The 17,917-nt window shown below is 60.9% G+C and carries 21 protein-coding genes; 12 read left to right on the top strand and 9 right to left on the bottom strand.

The window, feature by feature from the left end:
- The first annotated feature begins 33 nt into the window (after positions 1-33).
- Positions 34-996: a CgnE/CgnB domain-containing protein gene (locus AC1Z1G_RS07545; RefSeq protein WP_483626123.1), complete on the top strand. Its 963-nt coding sequence runs from the start codon at positions 34-36 to the stop codon at positions 994-996.
- Positions 997-1,252: 256 nt separating this feature from the next.
- Here the strand turns inward: AC1Z1G_RS07545 and rluB are convergent, their stop codons facing one another.
- The 5 genes from rluB to AC1Z1G_RS07520 form a co-directional block, all read right to left on the bottom strand.
- The gene (gene rluB, locus AC1Z1G_RS07540) at positions 1,253-2,521 is read right to left on the bottom strand and encodes a 23S rRNA pseudouridine(2605) synthase RluB (protein ID WP_483626122.1); all 1,269 of its coding nucleotides are present in this window, start codon (positions 2,519-2,521) and stop codon (positions 1,253-1,255) included.
- Positions 2,522-2,829: 308 nt separating this feature from the next.
- Positions 2,830-3,816 (bottom strand): SMC-Scp complex subunit ScpB, encoded by a 987-nt coding sequence (gene scpB / locus AC1Z1G_RS07535; RefSeq protein WP_483626120.1) that lies wholly within the window; start codon positions 3,814-3,816, stop codon positions 2,830-2,832.
- 12 nt (positions 3,817-3,828) lie between these two features.
- Complete coding sequence (locus AC1Z1G_RS07530) at positions 3,829-4,527, bottom strand: segregation and condensation protein A (RefSeq protein ID WP_483627777.1); 699 nt, start codon at positions 4,525-4,527, stop codon at positions 3,829-3,831.
- Between the two features lie 120 nt (positions 4,528-4,647).
- The gene (locus AC1Z1G_RS07525; protein WP_347904696.1) at positions 4,648-5,277 is read right to left on the bottom strand and encodes an L-threonylcarbamoyladenylate synthase; all 630 of its coding nucleotides are present in this window, start codon (positions 5,275-5,277) and stop codon (positions 4,648-4,650) included.
- 13 nt (positions 5,278-5,290) lie between these two features.
- Positions 5,291-6,154, bottom strand: a complete 864-nt coding sequence (locus AC1Z1G_RS07520) for a PHP domain-containing protein (RefSeq protein ID WP_483626118.1) — start codon at positions 6,152-6,154, stop codon at positions 5,291-5,293.
- A gap of 87 nt (positions 6,155-6,241) precedes the next feature.
- Here AC1Z1G_RS07520 and AC1Z1G_RS07515 point away from each other — a divergent pair, with 87 nt between their 5' ends.
- The 6 genes from AC1Z1G_RS07515 (at position 6,242) to AC1Z1G_RS07490 (ending at position 10,317) form a co-directional block, all read left to right on the top strand.
- Positions 6,242-6,838, top strand: a complete 597-nt coding sequence (locus AC1Z1G_RS07515) for a septation protein A (protein WP_347904695.1) — start codon at positions 6,242-6,244, stop codon at positions 6,836-6,838.
- 1 nt (position 6,839) lies between these two features.
- Positions 6,840-7,139 (top strand): YciI family protein, encoded by a 300-nt coding sequence (locus tag AC1Z1G_RS07510; RefSeq protein WP_483626116.1) that lies wholly within the window; start codon positions 6,840-6,842, stop codon positions 7,137-7,139.
- Between the two features lie 109 nt (positions 7,140-7,248).
- Positions 7,249-7,659 carry an SH3 domain-containing protein gene (locus AC1Z1G_RS07505; protein ID WP_483626114.1) on the top strand — a complete coding sequence of 137 codons (411 nt, stop codon included), beginning with the start codon at positions 7,249-7,251 and terminating at the stop codon, positions 7,657-7,659.
- A 7-nt stretch (positions 7,660-7,666) separates the two neighbouring features.
- On the top strand, positions 7,667-8,344 hold the full coding sequence (locus AC1Z1G_RS07500; protein WP_483626112.1) for a response regulator transcription factor: 678 nt from the start codon (positions 7,667-7,669) through the stop codon (positions 8,342-8,344).
- Between the two features lie 124 nt (positions 8,345-8,468).
- Positions 8,469-8,909 carry a Spy/CpxP family protein refolding chaperone gene (locus AC1Z1G_RS07495; protein ID WP_483626111.1) on the top strand — a complete coding sequence of 147 codons (441 nt, stop codon included), beginning with the start codon at positions 8,469-8,471 and terminating at the stop codon, positions 8,907-8,909.
- Positions 8,910-8,973: 64 nt separating this feature from the next.
- Positions 8,974-10,317 (top strand): sensor histidine kinase, encoded by a 1,344-nt coding sequence (locus AC1Z1G_RS07490; RefSeq protein ID WP_483626110.1) that lies wholly within the window; start codon positions 8,974-8,976, stop codon positions 10,315-10,317.
- Positions 10,318-10,509: 192 nt separating this feature from the next.
- Here the strand turns inward: AC1Z1G_RS07490 and AC1Z1G_RS07485 are convergent, their stop codons facing one another.
- Complete coding sequence (locus AC1Z1G_RS07485; RefSeq protein WP_483626108.1) at positions 10,510-11,076, bottom strand: NAD(P)H nitroreductase; 567 nt, start codon at positions 11,074-11,076, stop codon at positions 10,510-10,512.
- Positions 11,077-11,196: 120 nt separating this feature from the next.
- On the opposite strand from AC1Z1G_RS07485, the gene AC1Z1G_RS07480 reads away from it, so the two are divergent.
- Entirely contained in the window at positions 11,197-12,651 is a 1,455-nt protein-coding gene (locus AC1Z1G_RS07480) for a TrkH family potassium uptake protein (RefSeq protein WP_483626106.1), read from the top strand.
- On the opposite strand, the gene AC1Z1G_RS07475 is transcribed toward AC1Z1G_RS07480, so the two are convergent.
- Positions 12,608-13,669 (bottom strand): AraC family transcriptional regulator, encoded by a 1,062-nt coding sequence (locus tag AC1Z1G_RS07475; RefSeq protein ID WP_483626104.1) that lies wholly within the window; start codon positions 13,667-13,669, stop codon positions 12,608-12,610. The genes AC1Z1G_RS07480 and AC1Z1G_RS07475 overlap by 44 nt on opposite strands.
- A gap of 161 nt (positions 13,670-13,830) precedes the next feature.
- Between AC1Z1G_RS07475 and AC1Z1G_RS07470 the strand changes: the two genes are divergently transcribed.
- Positions 13,831-14,142 (top strand): Mpo1-like protein, encoded by a 312-nt coding sequence (locus tag AC1Z1G_RS07470; RefSeq protein WP_483627775.1) that lies wholly within the window; start codon positions 13,831-13,833, stop codon positions 14,140-14,142.
- 231 nt (positions 14,143-14,373) lie between these two features.
- Here AC1Z1G_RS07470 and AC1Z1G_RS07465 read toward each other — a convergent pair whose 3' ends face one another.
- On the bottom strand, positions 14,374-15,189 hold the full coding sequence (locus AC1Z1G_RS07465; RefSeq protein WP_483626103.1) for a UDP-2,3-diacylglucosamine diphosphatase: 816 nt from the start codon (positions 15,187-15,189) through the stop codon (positions 14,374-14,376).
- A gap of 134 nt (positions 15,190-15,323) precedes the next feature.
- On the opposite strand from AC1Z1G_RS07465, the gene AC1Z1G_RS07460 reads away from it, so the two are divergent.
- The 3 genes from AC1Z1G_RS07460 (at position 15,324) to AC1Z1G_RS07450 (ending at position 17,508) form a co-directional block, all read left to right on the top strand.
- Positions 15,324-16,082 (top strand): helix-turn-helix transcriptional regulator, encoded by a 759-nt coding sequence (locus tag AC1Z1G_RS07460; protein WP_483626102.1) that lies wholly within the window; start codon positions 15,324-15,326, stop codon positions 16,080-16,082.
- Between the two features lie 93 nt (positions 16,083-16,175).
- On the top strand, positions 16,176-17,069 hold the full coding sequence (locus AC1Z1G_RS07455) for a DMT family transporter (RefSeq protein WP_483626101.1): 894 nt from the start codon (positions 16,176-16,178) through the stop codon (positions 17,067-17,069).
- A gap of 151 nt (positions 17,070-17,220) precedes the next feature.
- The gene (locus AC1Z1G_RS07450; RefSeq protein WP_483626099.1) at positions 17,221-17,508 is read left to right on the top strand and encodes a hypothetical protein; all 288 of its coding nucleotides are present in this window, start codon (positions 17,221-17,223) and stop codon (positions 17,506-17,508) included.
- A 60-nt stretch (positions 17,509-17,568) separates the two neighbouring features.
- Here the strand turns inward: AC1Z1G_RS07450 and AC1Z1G_RS07445 are convergent, their stop codons facing one another.
- Positions 17,569-17,856 carry an Rdx family protein gene (locus AC1Z1G_RS07445; RefSeq protein WP_483626098.1) on the bottom strand — a complete coding sequence of 96 codons (288 nt, stop codon included), beginning with the start codon at positions 17,854-17,856 and terminating at the stop codon, positions 17,569-17,571.
- Positions 17,857-17,917: the final 61 nt, after the last annotated feature.

Genomic DNA, 17,917 nt, shown 5'->3' with positions numbered 1-17,917 from the left:
CTGCCACCTTTTGCTGACAGTCAAGGAGGACACATGGACAAACACCGCGCCATCTCGCATTTCCTTTACTACCTCGATCATCACCCAGCCCTGGCGGGCGCGCGCCCGGCCAAGGTCCTGCTTGGGCATACAGCGCCTTACGAAGCGTTGACCGGCGCCATCATCGAGCAGGCCGGCCATTCGCCGTTCCAGTTCAGCGCCATGCGCCTGGACCTTGAACCAACCCCTGCGCTGGCACAGGCCATTACCGACTGCGACCTGTACATTTTCTTCTACGATTCTTCCACCCTGCCCAACCCGCGCCCGGACGGCCCCGACTTTGTTCGCGCCCTGCAAGGCGTGATGGCCGAGCACTGGAAGAAATCGCTGCTATTCAAGGATTACGGCGACTACTTCTACGACACGTTCAGCATCTCACCGCAACGCATCGCGGGGCTGAACAGTCACTTGATCCAGCGCATGTCCCAGGCCACGACCCTGAGTTTCAACGACCAGTACGGTTCTTGTTTCGAGACACCGCTGAGCAGCATCAAGAAGTGGACCGACATCAATGGCGTCGGCAACTTCGACCTGGCCCCCGGCGAAATCGCCAGCCACAGTGACGCCATCAATGGCCAGGTGAAATTCGTCGGCACGTTCCTCAGCACCATTCCCTTTGCCCGCAAGTACGGCGTACTGCAAGCACCGCTGGAGCTGTGGATCGAAGACTCGACCATCCGAAAAATCGCCACCGAGGTGCCGGGGCTGGAGCATGACTTCAACAAGTACCTGGACGCCAACCCTTCCAACCGACGCATCGAAGAGCTGGGCATCGGCACCAATGAAGGCGTGAAGGCACTGTATGCGCGCAACGCCGGTTTCGAGGAGCGCCATTGTGGCCTGCACCTGGGATTGGGCGGTGGCGCCAAGGGCAGCCATCATCTGGATTTGATCTTCGAAAGCGGTGTGTTGGCGCTGGATGACAAGCCAGTGTTTGATGGGCGTTTTGTCTTCTGAGCAACACCGGCCCCAGTGGCGAGGGCGCTTGCTCCCGCTCGGCTGCCCAGCAGCCGCAAAACCTGCCGACGCGGTTTGCCTGACATAACGAGGTGAATGGTATTGGAGCCGCTTCGCGACCCAGCGGGAGCAAGCTCCCTGACCACAACTCCACCTACATATTGAAAACCGGTTCTGCCAAACACAAAAAAAACGCCAACCCCAGGGGTTGGCGTTTTTTTCACTTGCAGCTTATCGCTTGAAGCTTACAACTGCTTCACTCCGGCTTGCGACGACCAAAGCCCGGACGCTGGCCCGAACCAGCGGGCGCACCACGGCGCTTGCCCGATGGCGCATCACGATCGACCAGGACAATACCCGGACGCTTCTTCGGCGCTGGCTTGGCCGGGCGCTTGGTGTCGGACGGACGATCCGCCACTGGCGTACCGCGACCTGCCGGAGCACCACGATCACTGCGACCGCCCGCTGGAGCGCCGCGACCTTCGCCACGCTCAGTGCGACCGTTGGCCGGACGTGGCGTGCGTGGACCGCGCTCGCCGTCCTGACGTGGCGCCGGCTTGCGGGCTGGACGCTCGCCTTCGATCTGCGGCTCACGTGCCGGACGTGGACCGGCTGCTGCCGGAGCACCCGCCGCTGGACGCAGGGTCCGCACGCGCTCGCTCTTGCCGACCGGACGGGACGACTTGCGCTGCATACGCTCAAGCTTGTCTTTGCTCTTGGCGTTCATTTGCGGCATGGCCACCGGAGTCAAGCCAACTTCGGCGCTCAGTACGTCGACTTCGTACTGACTCATTTCGCGCCAGCGGCCCATCGGCAAGTCGGAGTTAAGGAACACCGGGCCGAAACGCACGCGCTTCAGACGGCTGACCACCAAACCCTGGGATTCCCACAGACGACGCACTTCACGGTTACGGCCTTCCATCACCACGCAGTGGTACCAGTGGTTGAAACCTTCACCACCAGGCGCCTGCTTGATGTCGGTGAACTTGGCCGGGCCGTCTTCGAGGACCACGCCCGCCTTCAGGCGCTCGATCATCTCGTCATCGACTTCGCCACGCACACGCACCGCATACTCGCGGTCCATTTCGTAGGACGGGTGCATCAGGCGGTTGGCCAGCTCACCGTCGGTGGTGAACATCAGCAAACCGGTGGTGTTGATGTCCAGACGACCGATGTTGATCCAGCGACCTTCTTTCGGTTTCGGCATCTTGTCGAACACGGTCGGACGGCCTTCCGGGTCGTCACGGGTGCAGATCTCACCGTCAGGCTTGTTGTACATGATCACGCGGCGGACCGATTCGGCCGCTTCTTCGCGCTTGATCACCTTGCCATCGATGGTGATGGCGTCATGCAGGTCGACGCGCAAGCCAAGGGTGGCGTCTTTGCCGTTGACCTTGATGCGGCCGTGACTGATCCAGGCTTCTACGTCGCGGCGCGAGCCGACGCCGATACGGGCGAGGACTTTTTGCAGTTTCTCGCCTGCTGGGCCGATTTCCTGGTCGTCTTTCTGGTCGTTGATACTCATCTGGGCACCTCCCGGTGTGGTCTGTTCAGGCTATGGCCTGAAGATGTGAAATCTGGTCGTTTGGCGAAGGGATCGCCAAAGGGTCGCGAATCATACGCGCATGGCGCCGCTCGCGCATCAGAGACTAGCGGATAAACGGTCGGTTATCTGCATTTCCGCCGACCGGTGACACCGAGCTCATCGCAACTACCGGCAGACACCAATCAATGTGGGAGCGGGCTTGCTCGCGAAAGCGGTCTGACAGTCGATATCGATGTGGAATGTCACGCTCCCTTCGCGAGCAAGCCCGCTCCCACATTGGGTTTGCGTCAATCTTCGAACTGGCGGCGTTCGTTCTCGATCGCTTCGGCCAGCGCCAGGGCTTCGGCTTCTTCGTCGCTCAGCTCGGGTTTGGGCTGCTCCAGTGCGGCGACGGCAGCCAGCAGTTTCTCCCGCGCTTGGGCGACACCGAGGATATCCTCCTCAAGCTCTTCCTCAACTTCCTCAGTTTCAGCCTCGGCCTCAACATGAAGTTCAGTCTCTACCGCAACCTCGACAGGCACGTCGCCTGGCGTCTGTGGCTCGCTCTCACTCACCGCGCCATCACGCAACAAGTCATCGAAGTCGGTCTTGATCCCCTCCTCCATCGAGTCCAACTCCAGCAGCAAGGTGTGGAAACTGGTTTCGTCCTTGGGCTCTTCCGGTTCGGCGCTGGCGTCAGCCAGTTCTTGCAGGCTTTGCGGCACAGGCGCGTCGTCGAATTCAAGCATTGGCTCGGGCTCCAGCTCCCGCAACTCGGCCAACGGAGGCAAGTCGTCAAGGTTCTTCAGGTTGAAGTGGTCGAGGAACGCCTTGGTGGTGGCGAACATCGCCGGTTTACCCGGCACGTCGCGGTAACCGACGATGCGGATCCACTCACGCTCCATCAGGGTTTTGACGATGTGGCTGTTGACCGCCACACCGCGCACATCCTCGATCTCGCCACGGGTAATCGGCTGGCGATAGGCAATCAGTGCCATGGTTTCGAGCATCGCACGGGAATAACGTTGCGGGCGTTCTTCCCACAAGCGCCCGACCCAGGGCGCAAACTTCTCGCGAATTTGCAGACGGTAGCCCGAGGCAACTTCCTTCAGCTCAAAAGCCCGGCCATCGCAGGACTTGGCCAAAATCGCCAGGGCTTTCTTGAAAACCGGCGGCTCCGGGCGCTCGCCTTCTTCGAAGAGTTCGAACAGGCGCTCCATCGATTGCGGTTTTCCCGAGGCCAACAAAAAGGCCTCAAGCAGCGGCGCCAGCTCGCGGGGTTCACTCAAATTCATTGATTTTGCTCGTTATTCGGCTCGCGCCCGGACATGGATCGCCGCAAACGGCTCATTCTGCACCAGCTCGACCAAGGATTCCTTGACCAGTTCGAGGATCGCCATGAAGGTCACCACCACACCCAGGCGCCCTTCCTCAGCGGTGAACAGCTCGACAAACGGCACGAAACCGCCGCCCTTGAGCCGCTCCAGCACATCGCTCATGCGCTCGCGGGTAGACAGTGCCTCGCGGCTGACCTGATGGCTTTCGAACATGTCGCCACGGCGCAGCACCTCGGCCATGGACATCAGCAACTCTTCCAGGCTTACATCCGGCACCAGCTTGCGCGCTCGCGCCTCAGGGGCGTCCAGCCTGGGCACCACCACATCGCGGCCCACCCGGCTCAAGCCATCAATGCCTTCAGCGGCTGCCTTGAAGCGTTCATACTCCTGCAAGCGACGGATCAGTTCGGCACGCGGGTCGTCTTCTTCCGCTTCGATCTCGGCCGAGCGCGGCAGCAGCATCCGCGACTTGATCTCGGCCAGCATCGCCGCCATCACCAGGTACTCGGCGGCCAGTTCCAGGCGCACCGACTGCATCAACTCGACATAGCCCATGTACTGGCGGGTGATTTCCGCCACCGGGATGTCGAGGATGTTGATGTTCTGCTTGCGAATCAGGTACAGCAGCAAGTCCAGCGGGCCTTCAAAGGCTTCAAGGAAGACTTCCAGCGCGTCCGGCGGAATGTACAGGTCCAGCGGCATTTCCATGACCGCCTGACCGTAGACCATGGCAAACGGCAGTTCTTGCTGGGCGCCGGCCTGGCTATCGACGGTTTCTGCAACGGACATTCAGGCTTCGACCGTAAAGGGTGCAGGGTCGCCGCAACCCACGCGAATCACTTCAGGTTCACCGTCGGCCAGATTGATGACCGTGGAGGCCTTGATCCCGCCAAAACCGCCGTCGATGATCAAGTCGACCTGATGCTCAAGCAACTGACGCATTTCGTACGGGTCACTCAGCGGATCGGTGTCGCCCGGCATGATCAGGGTCACGCTCATCAACGGCTCGCCCAATTCGGCCAGCAGCGCCAGGGCAATAGGATGGCTCGGTACCCGCAAGCCGATGGTGCGTTTTTTCGGGTGCAGCAACAGGCGCGGCACTTCGCGGGTGGCGTTGAGAATAAAGGTGTACGGCCCCGGCAAGTGCGCCTTCAAGAGGCGGAAGGTGCCGGTGTCGATCTTGGCAAACAACCCCAATTGCGACAGGTCGCTGCAAATCAACGCAAAGTTATGCTTATCGTCCAGTTGCCGCAGGCGCCGCACGCGTTCGACGGCGTTCTTGTCGCCGATCTGGCAGCCAATGGCGTACGAGGAGTCTGTGGGATAGACCACCACCCCACCGGCCCGAATGATTTCTACCGCTTGTTTTATCAGGCGCGCTTGCGGGTTTTCCGGATGAATCTGGAAAAATTGACTCACATTTTCTACCTGTTCAGACGGCAATAACGGCTGGGTCATGTTTGAATCGACACCAAAGCGGCGGCAGATCCTCCGGGAGCGGGCGGTATTCGCCGATCTCGGACCAGCCTCCGGGTCCATGGAAATCACTGCCGGCACTGACCAGCAGACCAAACTCACGAGCAAGAATAGCCAAGCTGCCCACTTGTTCGGCAGGCTGATGGCCGTTGACCACTTCGATTGCGTGGCCACCCGCTTGAATATAGTCGGCAATCAGGCGTCGACGTTTGCTGCGGGTGAAATCATAGTGCCAAGGGTGTGCCAGGCTGACCCAGGCCTTCGCGGCGCGCAGGGTTTCGACGGTTTCTTCCAGGGTCGGCCAGTGTTGCTTGACGTCTCCCAGCTTGCCGGCGCCCAGCCATTTGCGGAACGCCTCGGCGCGATCCTTTACAAAACCTTCACGCACCATCCAGTCGGCAAAGTGCGGACGGGCCGGCGCGTTGCCACTGTCGCCCAGCTCCTGCTGAAGGGTACGGGCACCTTCCAGTGCGCCGGGCATGCCTTTGAGGGCCAGTTTGCGGCCGATCTCCTCGGAGCGTAGCCAGCGGCCGTCGTGCAATTTGGCAATGGCCTCGACCAACGGCGGTGCATCCACATCAAAACCGTAACCCAGCACATGGATGGTCGCGCCGCCCCAGGTGCAGGACAATTCGACGCCGTTGACCAGTTGCATCCCCAGCGCAACCGCAGCGCTGCGGGCCTCATCGAGGCCTTCAAGGGTATCGTGATCGGTCAAGGCCAGGACTCGCACGCCTCTCTCGAACGCACGCGCAACCAGAACCGCAGGCGCCAGGGCGCCATCGGAGGCCGTGCTATGGCAGTGCAAATCAACATTCACAGGACTGTGTAACCTCAAATCAGCTGGCGCTTTCGCGACCCAATATGTTTGTTATTATGCCGCCACATCCTGCTTCTGGCTGCCACTGTGAAACAATTCATCGACTTCATCCCGCTTCTGCTGTTTTTCATCGTCTACAAAATCGATCCACGGGTCGTCGACATCGCCGGTCAACAACTGACGGTCGGCGGTATCTACAGCGCCACCGCCATGCTGATCATCAGCTCCCTGGTGGTTTACGGTGCCCTGTTCATCTCCCAGCGCAAACTGGAAAAAAGCCAGTGGCTGACACTCGTCGCCTGCCTGGTTTTCGGCAGCCTGACCCTGGCCTTCCACAGTGAAACCTTCCTCAAGTGGAAAGCTCCGGTGGTCAACTGGCTGTTTGCCCTGGCCTTTATCGGCAGCCATTTCGTCGGTGACCGCCTGCTGATCAAACGCATCATGGGCCACGCGCTGACCTTGCCGGACCCGGTCTGGCTGCGCCTGAACATCGCCTGGATCGGTTTTTTCCTGTTCTGTGGCGCCGCCAACCTGTTCGTCGCGTTCACGTTCCAGAGCATCTGGGTCGACTTCAAAGTCTTCGGCAGCCTGGGCATGACGCTGTTGTTCCTGGTCGGCCAGGGGATCTACCTGTCCCGCCACCTGCATGACGCCGATCCCACCACGCCAAAAACCGAGGACTGACATGCTTTACGCAATCATTGCCACAGACGTCGCCAACTCCCTGGAAAAACGCCTGGCTGCACGCCCTGCGCACATCGAGCGGCTACAAGCGCTGCAAGCCGAGGGCCGCATGGTGCTGGCCGGTCCACACCCGGCCATCGACAGCAATGATCCGGGCGCTGCCGGTTTCAGCGGCAGCCTGATCGTCGCCGAGTTCGCCTCCCTTGAAGCCGCCCAGACCTGGGCCGATGCCGACCCGTACATCGGCGCAGGCGTCTACGCCAATGTTCTGGTCAAACCCTTCAAGCAAGTCCTGCCTTAATCTATTGCTGCGCAATGAACCTTGTCGGTTCATTGCGCACTCAATCGCTCATTATTCTCGTTTAACTGCCGACAACTTGCCCAACACTCGATTGGAATCAGGAGTTCCGATGCGCCAAGGTCCGTTGTGTCTGCTGTTGGTCATGTTATCGATCGGGGCCCCTGCCCATGCCGAGGAAAGCTCTGAGTCAGGCCATTCGACGCCTTTGTCACTGAGTGCCGGCAGTCAGATCACCGAGTTGCAGCAACGCTTGAAAGAAAGCGAACGGCAACGAGAAGAGTTGAGCAAAAACCTGCAAAGTGCCGATACCGAACGTGAAAGCGCCCAACTGGGTCGCCTGCGTCAGGAGAACCAGCGCCTGAAGTTGCAACTCAAGGAAGCTCAGGCCAACCCGCAACCACGCCTGCTGACCGATCAGCAGCAATGGTTCGTCACGGGTGCCGGGGTAGCGCTATTGGCCCTGCTCTGCGGTATCTTCGCCAGTGGTGGACGTAGACAACGTCGGCAATGGCTAAATTGAGTGAGTCATGAGCGAGCTGTTACTAATTGATGATGATCAGGAGCTGTGTGAGCTCCTGAGCAGTTGGCTGAGCCAGGAAGGCTTCAAGGTTCATGCCTGTCACGATGGCCGAAGCGCACGCCGCGCCCTGGCCGAAACCGCCCCGGCAGCGGTGGTACTGGACGTCATGCTGCCCGACGGCAGCGGGCTGGAGTTGCTCAAGCAACTGCGCAGCGATCACCCGGACCTGCCCGTGTTGATGCTCTCGGCCCGTGGCGAACCGCTGGACCGCATCCTCGGCCTGGAGCTGGGTGCCGACGATTACCTGGCCAAACCCTGCGATCCACGGGAACTGACCGCCCGCCTGCGCGCCGTGCTGCGCCGCAGTCACCCGGCGGCGGTGTCCAGCCAGATCGAGCTGGGCGACCTGTGTTTCAGCCCCGTCCGCGGCGTCGTCAGCATCGACCAGCAAGAGTTCACCCTGACCGTGTCAGAAAGCCGTTTGCTCGAAGCCCTGCTCAAGCAGCCCGGCGAACCGCTGGACAAACAGGAACTGGCGCAGATCGCCCTGGGCCGCAAACTGACCCTGTATGACCGCAGCCTGGACATGCACGTCAGCAACCTGCGCAAAAAAATCGGCCCACACCCCGACGGTCGACCGCGCATTGTTGCCCTGCGCAGCCGTGGCTACTACTACAGCCTGTAGTTTTGTCAGCACGCCGCAAAAACGTCTTTACCCAAGCTTTACGCTCCGCTGACCGCCGCTGACCTTGATCTCCGTAATCTGTACCCATCCGGAACACACCGGGAACGAGACAAGGAGACACACCATGCGCAAGACCCTGATCGCTTTGATGTTCGCTGCCGCACTACCGACCATTGCCATGGCCGCGCCAGAAGGCCAAGGCCCGATGGGCCCAATGGATGGCCACGGTTACAGCGGACACATGCATGGCGGCAAAGGCATGTACAGAGAGCTGGATCTGAGCCGCGAACAACGCGAGCAGATCCGCAAACTGATTGGTGAGCAGATGCACGCGCGCAAAGAGTTGGTAGAGCAGTACCTGCAAAAACTCTCGCCAGCCGATCAGCAGGCTATGAAAGACCAAATGGCGGCCGGCCGCCAGAAAACCGAGAAGGACATTCGTGCCCTTCTCAAGCCGGACCAACAGCAGAAGTTCGATGTGATCCAAAAGAAGCAGGCCGAGCGCAAAGCCGAATGGGCTCAGTTCCAGGCCTGGAAAGCCCAACAACCGCAAAAAGCGCAATAATGCTCTAGCGCTGCTCCCCAGCCCGGCGGTTTTCCGTCGGGCTTTCTTTGTTTGAGGACTTCCCGTGCGTTCATTGTTCTGGCGCATCCTTGCCAGTTTCTGGCTGGCCATCGCTCTGGTTGCAGGGCTTTCGATTCTGCTTGGGCACATGCTCAATCAGGACGCCTGGATTCTCAGTCGTCACCCGGGCCTCAACACCCTGGCGCAACAGTGGACGCAACTCTACGAAGAACAGGGCGAGGACGCCGCGCAAGCGCTGCTCGAAAAACGCAAGCGGCGCTATCACATTGATGTTCAGGTGCTGAACGAAAGCGGCGACCCGGTGGTTCGCGGGACGTTCCCGCGGCGGGCCGCTGCGTTTGAAGCGCGGCAGAGCGACAACAAGGACAGCCACTTGCCGTGGCGTCGCTTGACGGTCGAGTACACCAGCCCAAAAAGCGGTGAAACCTTCCTGCTGATCTACCGCATCCCGCACCCGGAACTTGATGCCTGGCACCGCACCAGCCTGCTTTGGCCCCTCAGTGCCCTGGCGATTGCCTTGGTGGTGCTGACGCTGTTCAGCCTGCTGGTGACGCTGTCCATCACCCGCCCACTCAGCCGTTTACGCGGGGCGGTGCATGACCTGGGCCAGACCACCTATCAGCAAAACAGCCTGGCGCGACTGGCTAACCGGCGCGACGAGTTCGGCGTACTGGCCAACGACTTCAACCGCATGGGGGCACGCCTGCAAAGCCTGATCGGCAGCCAGCGACAACTGCTGCGCGACGTGTCTCACGAGTTGCGCTCTCCCCTCGCCCGGCTACGCATTGCCCTGGCGCTCGCCGAACGCGCCAGCCCTGCTGAACGGGAAAAGCTCTGGCCACGCCTGACCCGCGAATGTGATCGCCTGGAAGCGTTGATCAGTGAAATCCTGGTGTTGGCACGGGTCGATGCCGACAACGCCAGCGCCGAAGACGTCGACCTCAATGCCCTGCTCAATACCGTACAAAAAGACGCCCAACTCAGTTCGCCGGAGCAAAGCGTGCGGGTTGAAGCCGAGCAACATCTGAGCCTCAAGGGTTGGCCGACCATGATTGAACGGGCGGTAGACAACCTGCTGCGCAATGCCCAACGCTTCAACCCGGCCGGACAGCCGATTGAAGTGCTGGCCCTGCGTCAGGGCGAACGCATTGTGGTAAGCGTGCGCGACCACGGGCCGGGGGTGGAGGCCGAACATTTGAGCCAACTGGGAGAACCGTTCTACCGGGCCCCCGGCCAAACCTCGGCAGGTCATGGGCTGGGCCTGGCCATCGCCCGGCGCGCAGCGGAGCGCCATGGCGGCAGCCTGATCCTGGCCAATCACCCGGAGGGCGGGTTCATTGCCAGCCTGGATCTGCCGTTAGTGCCGGGAGCAGTGGTTCAACCCTGAGGGCCTTTCAAGATCCACCCCTCACCCTAACCCTCTCCCCAAGGGGCGAGGGGACTGACCGAGGTGCTTGCTCAAAGTACTGCGACCTGAAAATCCGAGCCGAACTCAGGTTTGAATAGCATAGCGATATGCTCCCGTTCCCCACTGGGATGAGGGGTGGTTCTCAAGGAGCCAAGCCCTCAACAAACAAATTCAGGCCTTGGCCGACCAGGCGCTGACGAATTCAGCGGTATCCACTTTGCCCGCCACACGCGGTTCGTTCTGCGGTGTGCCGAGGTACAGGAATGCAATCACCTCTTCGCCTTCCGCCAGGCCCAACCCTTTGGCCACATGGGAGGAGTAAGCCAGCTCGCCGGTACGCCATACCGCGCCGATGCCCTGAGCGTAAGCCGCCAGCAAAATACCATGGGCCGCACACCCCGCCGCCAGCAGTTGCTCGGACTTCGGCACCTTGATGTGGTCTTGCAGACGCGCCACCACAACCACCACCAGCGGCGCACGCAGCGGGCCATTGCGCGCCTTGTCCACCATGGCCTGCGGCACATTGGCATCTTGCAGGCGTGCGGCTTGCGCCAGCAACTCGCCCAACTGCTCACGCGCCGCACCCTCGACCGTCAGAAAACGCCACGGCTGCAAATGCCCGTGATCCGGCGCACGCAGGGCGGCAGAAAACAGCACTTCGCGTTGCTCGGCAGTCGGGGCCGGGTCAAGCAAACGGGGTACGGAAACACGGTTGAGCAAAGCGTCGAGAGCCTGCATCGGCCACCTCCTGAAAAATTGATTGGCTATTCTAGCGGTAACCACCACCGGCATGCCGGTTTACATGACCTGCCCCGCAGGTAGAATGGCGCCCTTCCCTTATCAGCCCGAGCGGACTTCATGGCGTTGCCGACCTTACGGATCATCGGTTTCATTATCGGCATCTTCCTGATCACCCTCGCCATCAGCATGGTCGTGCCCATGGCGACCCTGGTGATTTACGACCGCACCAGCGACTTGCCGTCGTTTCTGTGGGCCAGCATGATCACCTTTGTCGCCGGCCTCGCGCTGGTGATTCCCGGCCGCCCGGAGCATGTGCACCTGCGCCCGCGAGACATGTACCTGCTGACCGTCAGCAGTTGGCTGGTGGTATGCGTGTTCGCCGCGCTGCCGTTTCTGCTGACCCAGCACATCAGTTACACCGATTCGTTTTTTGAAAGCATGTCAGGCATTACCGCCACCGGCTCCACGGTGCTCAGCGGCCTGGACACCATGTCGCCGGGGATCCTGATGTGGCGCTCGCTGCTGCACTGGCTCGGCGGTATCGGCTTTATCGGCATGGCGGTAGCGATTCTGCCACTGTTGCGGGTTGGCGGCATGCGGCTGTTTCAGACCGAATCGTCGGACCGTTCCGAAAAAGTCATGCCGCGTTCCCACATGGTCGCCCGGCTGATTGTTGCCGCTTATGTCGGTATTACCGTGCTCGGCAGCCTGGCGTTCTGGTGGGCGGGAATGACCCCTTTCGACGCGATCAACCATGCCATGTCGGCCATTTCCACGGGCGGGTTCTCGACCTCCGACCAGTCCCTGGCCAAGTGGAGCCAACCCGCCGTGCACTGGGTTGCGGTGGTGGTGATGATCCTCGGCAGCCTGCCCTTCACCCTCTACGTTGCCACGTTGCGCGGTAATCGCCGGGCGCTGTTCAAGGATCAGCAGGTACAAGGCTTGCTCGGCATGTTGCTGGTGACCTGGCTGGTGCTCGGCACCTGGTACTGGTGGACCACCAACCTGCACTGGCTCGACGCCTTGCGGCATGTGGCGCTGAACGTGACCTCGGTGGTCACCACCACCGGTTTCGCACTGGGGGACTACAGCCTGTGGGGCAACTTCTCACTGATGCTGTTCTTTTATCTGGGCTTCGTCGGCGGTTGCTCGGGCTCCACGGCGGGAGGGATCAAAATCTTCCGCTTCCAGGTCGCCTACATTCTGCTCAAGGCCAACCTTAACCAGTTGATTCACCCTCGGGCGGTGATCAAGCAGAAGTACAACGGCCACCGTCTCGACGAAGAGATTGTGCGTTCGATCCTGACTTTTTCGTTCTTCTTCGCCATCACGATCTGTGTGATCGCCCTGCTGCTGTCACTGCTCGGCGTGGACTGGATGACCGCCCTGACCGGTGCCGCCAGCACCGTCTCCGGCGTCGGCCCGGGCCTGGGCGAAACCATCGGCCCGGCAGGCAATTTCGCCACGCTGCCCGATGCCGCCAAGTGGATCCTGTCGTTCGGCATGCTGCTGGGCAGGCTGGAGATCATTACCGTGTTTGTGCTGTGTATTCCGGCGTTCTGGCGGCACTGACCTGTCGGGACGCGTCGACTAATCGCACCCGGTACTCACCGGGTGTGACATCGAACCAGCGGCGAAACGCCCGAAAGAAATTGCTCGGGTCGGCAAACCCCAGCAGGTAGGCAATTTCCAGCAGCGTCATGCTCGGCTGCGCCAGGTACTGCTCGGCCAGCTCGCGGCGGGTGTCGTCGAGCAGCGTCTGAAAACTGGTGCCCTCCTCCTGCAAGCGTCGCTGCAAGGTGCGCTGCGACAAGTGCAGCGTCTGCGCCACCGTATCGCGCTTGGGCTCGCCTTGTGGCAGCAAACGGCACAGCACTTGCCTCGCCTTGTGGGTCACCCGACTTTCCGAAAACCGCGCCAGGTACTCACCGGCAAACCGGTCATGCAGTAACGCCATGGCTTCATTGGCGGTGGGCAGCGGTGCTTCCATGTCGGCCCGTTCGAAAATCAGCGCGTCATACGGCGCATCGAACACCAGCGGCGCATGAAACGCTTGTTTATAGGGTTCAAGGTCCATGGGCTGAGCACCCTGGACCAAAACCTTGCGCGGCTGCAGGGTGCGTCCGGTCAGCCAGCCGCACAGGCTCAACGCACTGGCCAGCGACGCTTCGGCGCTTTGCCGGGTCGGGGGAAGATGATCACCGTGAACGGTCAGAATCAGCGCGTAACCTTCATCCAGCAGTCGGAAACTCAGGTCAGCACTTTCAGCGATAATCCGCTGATACCGCACCAACCGTTGAAAGCCTTCGGCCAGGGTTCGGCTGGACATCAATGCGTACCCGGCCACATGAAAAGAGGCAGGGCGCACGACCTTGCCCATGTTCAGGCCGATTGCCGGGTTACCCGACAGTTCGACAGCGCGCTGCCAGAGCCGCGTCATGGAGTCCTGGGGAAAACGCGCATCCGGGTCATCCAGTGCGGCGTAGTCGAGCCCGAGTTGCTTGAACAAGACCCGGCAATCCAGACCGTCCATTTCCAGTGCTTTGACAATCCCCATCGCCCAGCTTGCAGAAGTCGTTCGTTCGCTCATGGCATTTACTTACATGAGGGGCCCTGATCCATGGCCCGATTTGCGAAGGATACTAAAGTGGCGCCCATTGTCACTGGCTGTAACCAGTGATGACTCTAGACTCAAATAAGCTCCCCGCAGAGCATCCGTTGAACCGAACACCTGCCGTCGAGATCGACTCCGTGGAAAACATCAAGCATTTCAATAGCTTCGCCGAGTTCTATCCGTATTACCTCGGCGAACATGAAAACAGCACCTGCCGACGCCTGCACTTCATCGGCACCACGCTGGTGATTTTTATTCTGGCCTTCACCATTGGCAAAGGCGCCTGGTGGCTGTTGCTGGCCTTGCCTGTGGCCGGTTACAGCTTTGCCTGGGTCGGCCACTTCTTCTATGAGAAGAACCGCCCCGCGACGTTCCAGCATCCGCTTTACAGCCTGCTTGGTGATTTCGCCATGTACCGCGACATGATTCTGGGCAAAGTGCCGTTCTAGGCACGGCAAGCCATCAAGCGTCCCGAACAGCCATGCAGCGGCGATGGACGAGTACGCGCTGGCCTCGAATCCAGGGAACCGCTACGCGGTCCATCGCGAGCAGGCTCGCTCCCACAGAAATTTGAGGTGAGTGCAGAATATGTGACCACCCCAGATCAAAGGTGGGAGCGGGTCGGGCGGCGCTTAGTCTGCTCGCGATGAGGCCCTTTCAGACACCCGCCCCTTCGGGGTTTATGCAGGCTCCGCCACTTTCACTGCCTTCAGCTCCGCTTCCCGCGCTTGCGCATCGGCCAACCGATACAACTCGATCGTGCCATCCCAGTGTTCGATCAACGCCGTACACGACTCCACCCAATCGCCGCAATTGAGGTAGTCCACCTCGCCGACCTTACGGATTTCGGCATGGTGAATGTGGCCGCACACCACCCCGTGCAACTCACGTTTGACGCACTCGTGGGCAATGGCCTCCTCAAAATCGCTGATGAAACTGACCGCCGTTTTCACCTTGTGCTTGAGGTACGCCGACAGCGACCAATAGCCATAGCCATAACGCGCCCGCCAGTGATTGAGCCAGCGGTTCAGCGTCAGGGTGAACTCGTAGGCCGAGTCGCCAAGAAACGCCAGCCAGCGGTGATACCGGGTGATGACATCGAACTGATCACCATGGATCACCAGCAAATGACGGCCATCGGCGGTGACATGCACAGCCTCGTCCACCAACTGGATATTGCCCAGGATCAGTTTCGAATAGCGTCGCAGAAACTCATCGTGGTTACCGGTGACGTAGATCACCTCGGTGCCGCGTTTGCTCATGGTCAGCAGACGGCGAATGACGTTGGTATGTGCCTGCGGCCAATACATGCCGCCACGTAGCTTCCAGCCATCGATAATGTCGCCCACCAGGTAGATCCGGTCGGCGTGATAGCCCTTGAGAAACTGCGACAAATGCTCGGCCTGACAATCGCGGGTGCCGAGGTGTACATCGGAAATCCACAAGGTGCGCACGCGTTGCTTACGGCTGGGCTTGGCGAATTCGGCACGTGTCATGGGCAACCTCAGCGGGATTTTTTGCGAGCTTGCACCAGGGCGATTAATAGCCCATGACACAAATGCGGCAGTCCGATGACAGCGCGGCCGCGAGTGCGCCCGGTGTAGACTGGCCACCTGCCAAGGAGACCGCGATGAGACCGATCCTCACGCTACGCCAGTACACCCACGACCTGATCGTCCACAGCCACGACCACGCCCAACTGGTGTTCGGCCTGTCGGGCGCGCTCGACTTCGAGGTCGACGGCCATGGCAGCCAGGTGCAGCAGCAGAGTTTTGTCGTGGTCCCCTCCGGCGCCCATCACACTTGCGGCAGCCCCAACGGCAGCCGTTGCCTGGTGCTGGACGTGCCGAGCGATCAATGGGTCGGGCAATCCCTGGGCGACCATGCGCACGCCAGCCGACGCTTGCTCGACACGCCCGGTCGCCTGCCACTGGATGCCGGGCAAAGTCAGTTGGTGAGCTGGCTGGCGAGCAGCCCCGTGAGCGATCCGCTGATCGCCCAGCAAGGCGCCGTGTTGTTGCTCGCCAGCCTCAACCGCGACATCGCAAGCCCTGTGACCGGACGACGACTGCCCTACGCGGCGCTCAACGCGCACATCGATCAGTACGCGGCCTATCCGTTGCAGGTCGCCGATCTGGCGCGCATTGCCGGGTTATCCAGCCCTCGCCTGCACGCGCGGTTCGTTGCCGAATGCGGGCAAACGCCCATGGATTACATCCGCAGCCGGCGCTTGCACCTGGCCGTAAACATGTTGCGCGAGACGGTGCTGCCCATCGGCGAAATCGCCAGTCGGGTCGGCTACAGTTCCCAGAGTGCCTTCACCGCCGCCGTGCAACGCGAGTTCGGCGCCGCACCCGGCAAGCTGCGCCGCACTGCAGGCGAGCGCTAGTTTCGCGCTAAAAAACGCGAGGTTGCCGACAGACACTCCCCAAGGCAAGGCTCTAGACTGCGCCTCTGACTGTCATATTTTGTAAGGATCAAGATGACTCCGCGTACTGCCCTTGGCGCCCTGCATATCGGCGCACTGATGTTTGGCCTGACGGGTGTGTTCGGCAAACTGGCCGCCGCCTCACCTGCCATCATCGTCTTTGGCCGTGCCGCGTTCGCCGTCATTGCCCTGGCGTGTTTTGCGCAGTTTGCCCGCAACACGCCGTGGCAAACCCTGCGGGCCGTCGACTGGCGGCGCCTGTTGCTCAGCGGCCTGCTGCTGGCCGGACATTGGGTGAGCTTTTTCATTGCGGTGAAGATCGCCGGGGTCGCCATTGCCACCCTCGGCTTCGCCAGTTTCCCGGCGTTCACGGTAATCCTCGAAGGGCTGATCTTTCGTGAGCGGATTCGCGCCAACGAAATCCTGCTGGTGGTGTTGGTCAGCATTGGGCTGGTGCTGGTGACGCCTGATTTCGACCTCGCCAGCGACGCCACCGCCGGCCTGCTCTGGGCCGTGGGCTCGGGGTTGTTGTTCGCCCTGCTGTCACTGACCAACCGCGCCAGCTCGGGGCGGGTCCCGGCGGTGCAAGCGGCGCTGTGCCAGAACGTCGTGGTCGCCCTGTGCCTGCTGCCGTTCGCCGCACCTGGCCTGGGCGAAGTGCGCACACTTGATTGGTTATGGATCGGCCTGCTCGGGGTGTTTTGCACCGGCGTCGCCCACAGCCTGTTCGTCGCCAGCCTGGCGGTGATCAAGGCGCGCACCGCAGCGGTCGTGTTCGCCCTGGAGCCAGTGTACGGGATCACCGTGGCGTGGCTGCTGTTCGGTGAAAACCCGACCCCGCGCATGCTGATCGGTGGCGCACTGATCATCGTGGCAATTGTGGTGTCGAGTCGTCTGGGCAGCAGCGGTCCCGGCCCAAAAACCGCCGAAACCGCCCCCGCCCAATGATTGGCCCCTCAATGGCGGGCTACCTATACTTAATACATCCGCAGCAGTTGCTCGTTAGCGGATAAAGGCTCCTCGTTGCCAGCGACACCTGCCCTTCTGAAGTAGCTGATACGAGTGGTCATTCACACAGCGCTATTGAGAGGGTTCATCCATGGACATTGTCAGCCTCGTCGTTCAGATCGTCAGCGGTGTGGTCGGTGGTAATGCCGCAGGCATGAGCAAGCAGAGTCTGGGCCCGATGCTCAACTCGGTCGTCGGGGGTGTCGGCGGGTTGATTCTCGGTCAGATACTGGCTGCCGTGACGGGCGAGCCCAGCATGATCACCGCCGGTGCCCTGAGTATTCCCGCTCTGCTGAGCAGTATTGTGGGTGGCGGTGTCGGCGGTGCGGCCCTGACGTTTGTGGCCGGCTTCATCAAATCGAAAATGGCCACCAAATAGCACCTCACGTTGCAACGAAGGCAGGTCATTGACCTGCCTTCGTCTTTTGTCTGCACCTTTTTACTGCGTCCGGTCGTTGTGACCCAGGTCGCGCTCCGGGTCAATCTGGTCACGTACGCGCTGCTTGAGCACCTTGGCCTCCGGGAAACCGCCATCGACCTTGCGCTCCCAGATTTGCACACCATCACAGGTGATGTGGAAGACTCCACCGGTGCCAGGCACCAGGGAGACTTTACCCAGGTCGTCGCCGAAGGTGCTGAGCAACTCCTGGGCCAGCCAGGCGGCACGCAACAGCCATTGGCATTGGGTGCAATAAGTGATGGCAATTTCCGGTTTCAATGCGGGCATGGCAGGTAAAACTCCTGAACGAAGGGCATCGCTATAATAGCCACCTTTATCGCTCGCCCGA

Source organism: Pseudomonas sp. JL27(2026), assembly GCF_056933555.1.
This window is presented reverse-complemented; position numbering and strand designations above follow the sequence as displayed.

Excerpts from the sequence above, each read along its gene's own strand:
- AC1Z1G_RS07485 (WP_483626108.1), bottom strand. The coding sequence starts at position 11,076 with ATGCAGGCTCTCGACGCTTTGCTCAACCGTGTTTCCGTACCCCGTTTG.
- AC1Z1G_RS07465 (WP_483626103.1), bottom strand. The coding sequence starts at position 15,189 with ATGACACGTGCCGAATTCGCCAAGCCCAGCCGTAAGCAACGCGTGCGC.
- AC1Z1G_RS07500 (WP_483626112.1), top strand. The coding sequence starts at position 7,667 with ATGAGCGAGCTGTTACTAATTGATGATGATCAGGAGCTGTGTGAGCTC.
- AC1Z1G_RS07505 (WP_483626114.1), top strand. The coding sequence starts at position 7,249 with ATGCGCCAAGGTCCGTTGTGTCTGCTGTTGGTCATGTTATCGATCGGG.
- AC1Z1G_RS07475 (WP_483626104.1), bottom strand. The coding sequence starts at position 13,669 with ATGAGCGAACGAACGACTTCTGCAAGCTGGGCGATGGGGATTGTCAAA.
- rluB (WP_483626122.1), bottom strand. The coding sequence starts at position 2,521 with ATGAGTATCAACGACCAGAAAGACGACCAGGAAATCGGCCCAGCAGGC.
- AC1Z1G_RS07545 (WP_483626123.1), top strand. The coding sequence starts at position 34 with ATGGACAAACACCGCGCCATCTCGCATTTCCTTTACTACCTCGATCAT.
- AC1Z1G_RS07495 (WP_483626111.1), top strand. The coding sequence starts at position 8,469 with ATGCGCAAGACCCTGATCGCTTTGATGTTCGCTGCCGCACTACCGACC.
- AC1Z1G_RS07445 (WP_483626098.1), bottom strand. The coding sequence starts at position 17,856 with ATGCCCGCATTGAAACCGGAAATTGCCATCACTTATTGCACCCAATGC.
- AC1Z1G_RS07460 (WP_483626102.1), top strand. The coding sequence starts at position 15,324 with ATGAGACCGATCCTCACGCTACGCCAGTACACCCACGACCTGATCGTC.
- AC1Z1G_RS07510 (WP_483626116.1), top strand. The coding sequence starts at position 6,840 with ATGCTTTACGCAATCATTGCCACAGACGTCGCCAACTCCCTGGAAAAA.
- AC1Z1G_RS07480 (WP_483626106.1), top strand. The coding sequence starts at position 11,197 with ATGGCGTTGCCGACCTTACGGATCATCGGTTTCATTATCGGCATCTTC.
- AC1Z1G_RS07455 (WP_483626101.1), top strand. The coding sequence starts at position 16,176 with ATGACTCCGCGTACTGCCCTTGGCGCCCTGCATATCGGCGCACTGATG.
- AC1Z1G_RS07450 (WP_483626099.1), top strand. The coding sequence starts at position 17,221 with ATGGACATTGTCAGCCTCGTCGTTCAGATCGTCAGCGGTGTGGTCGGT.
- scpB (WP_483626120.1), bottom strand. The coding sequence starts at position 3,816 with ATGAATTTGAGTGAACCCCGCGAGCTGGCGCCGCTGCTTGAGGCCTTT.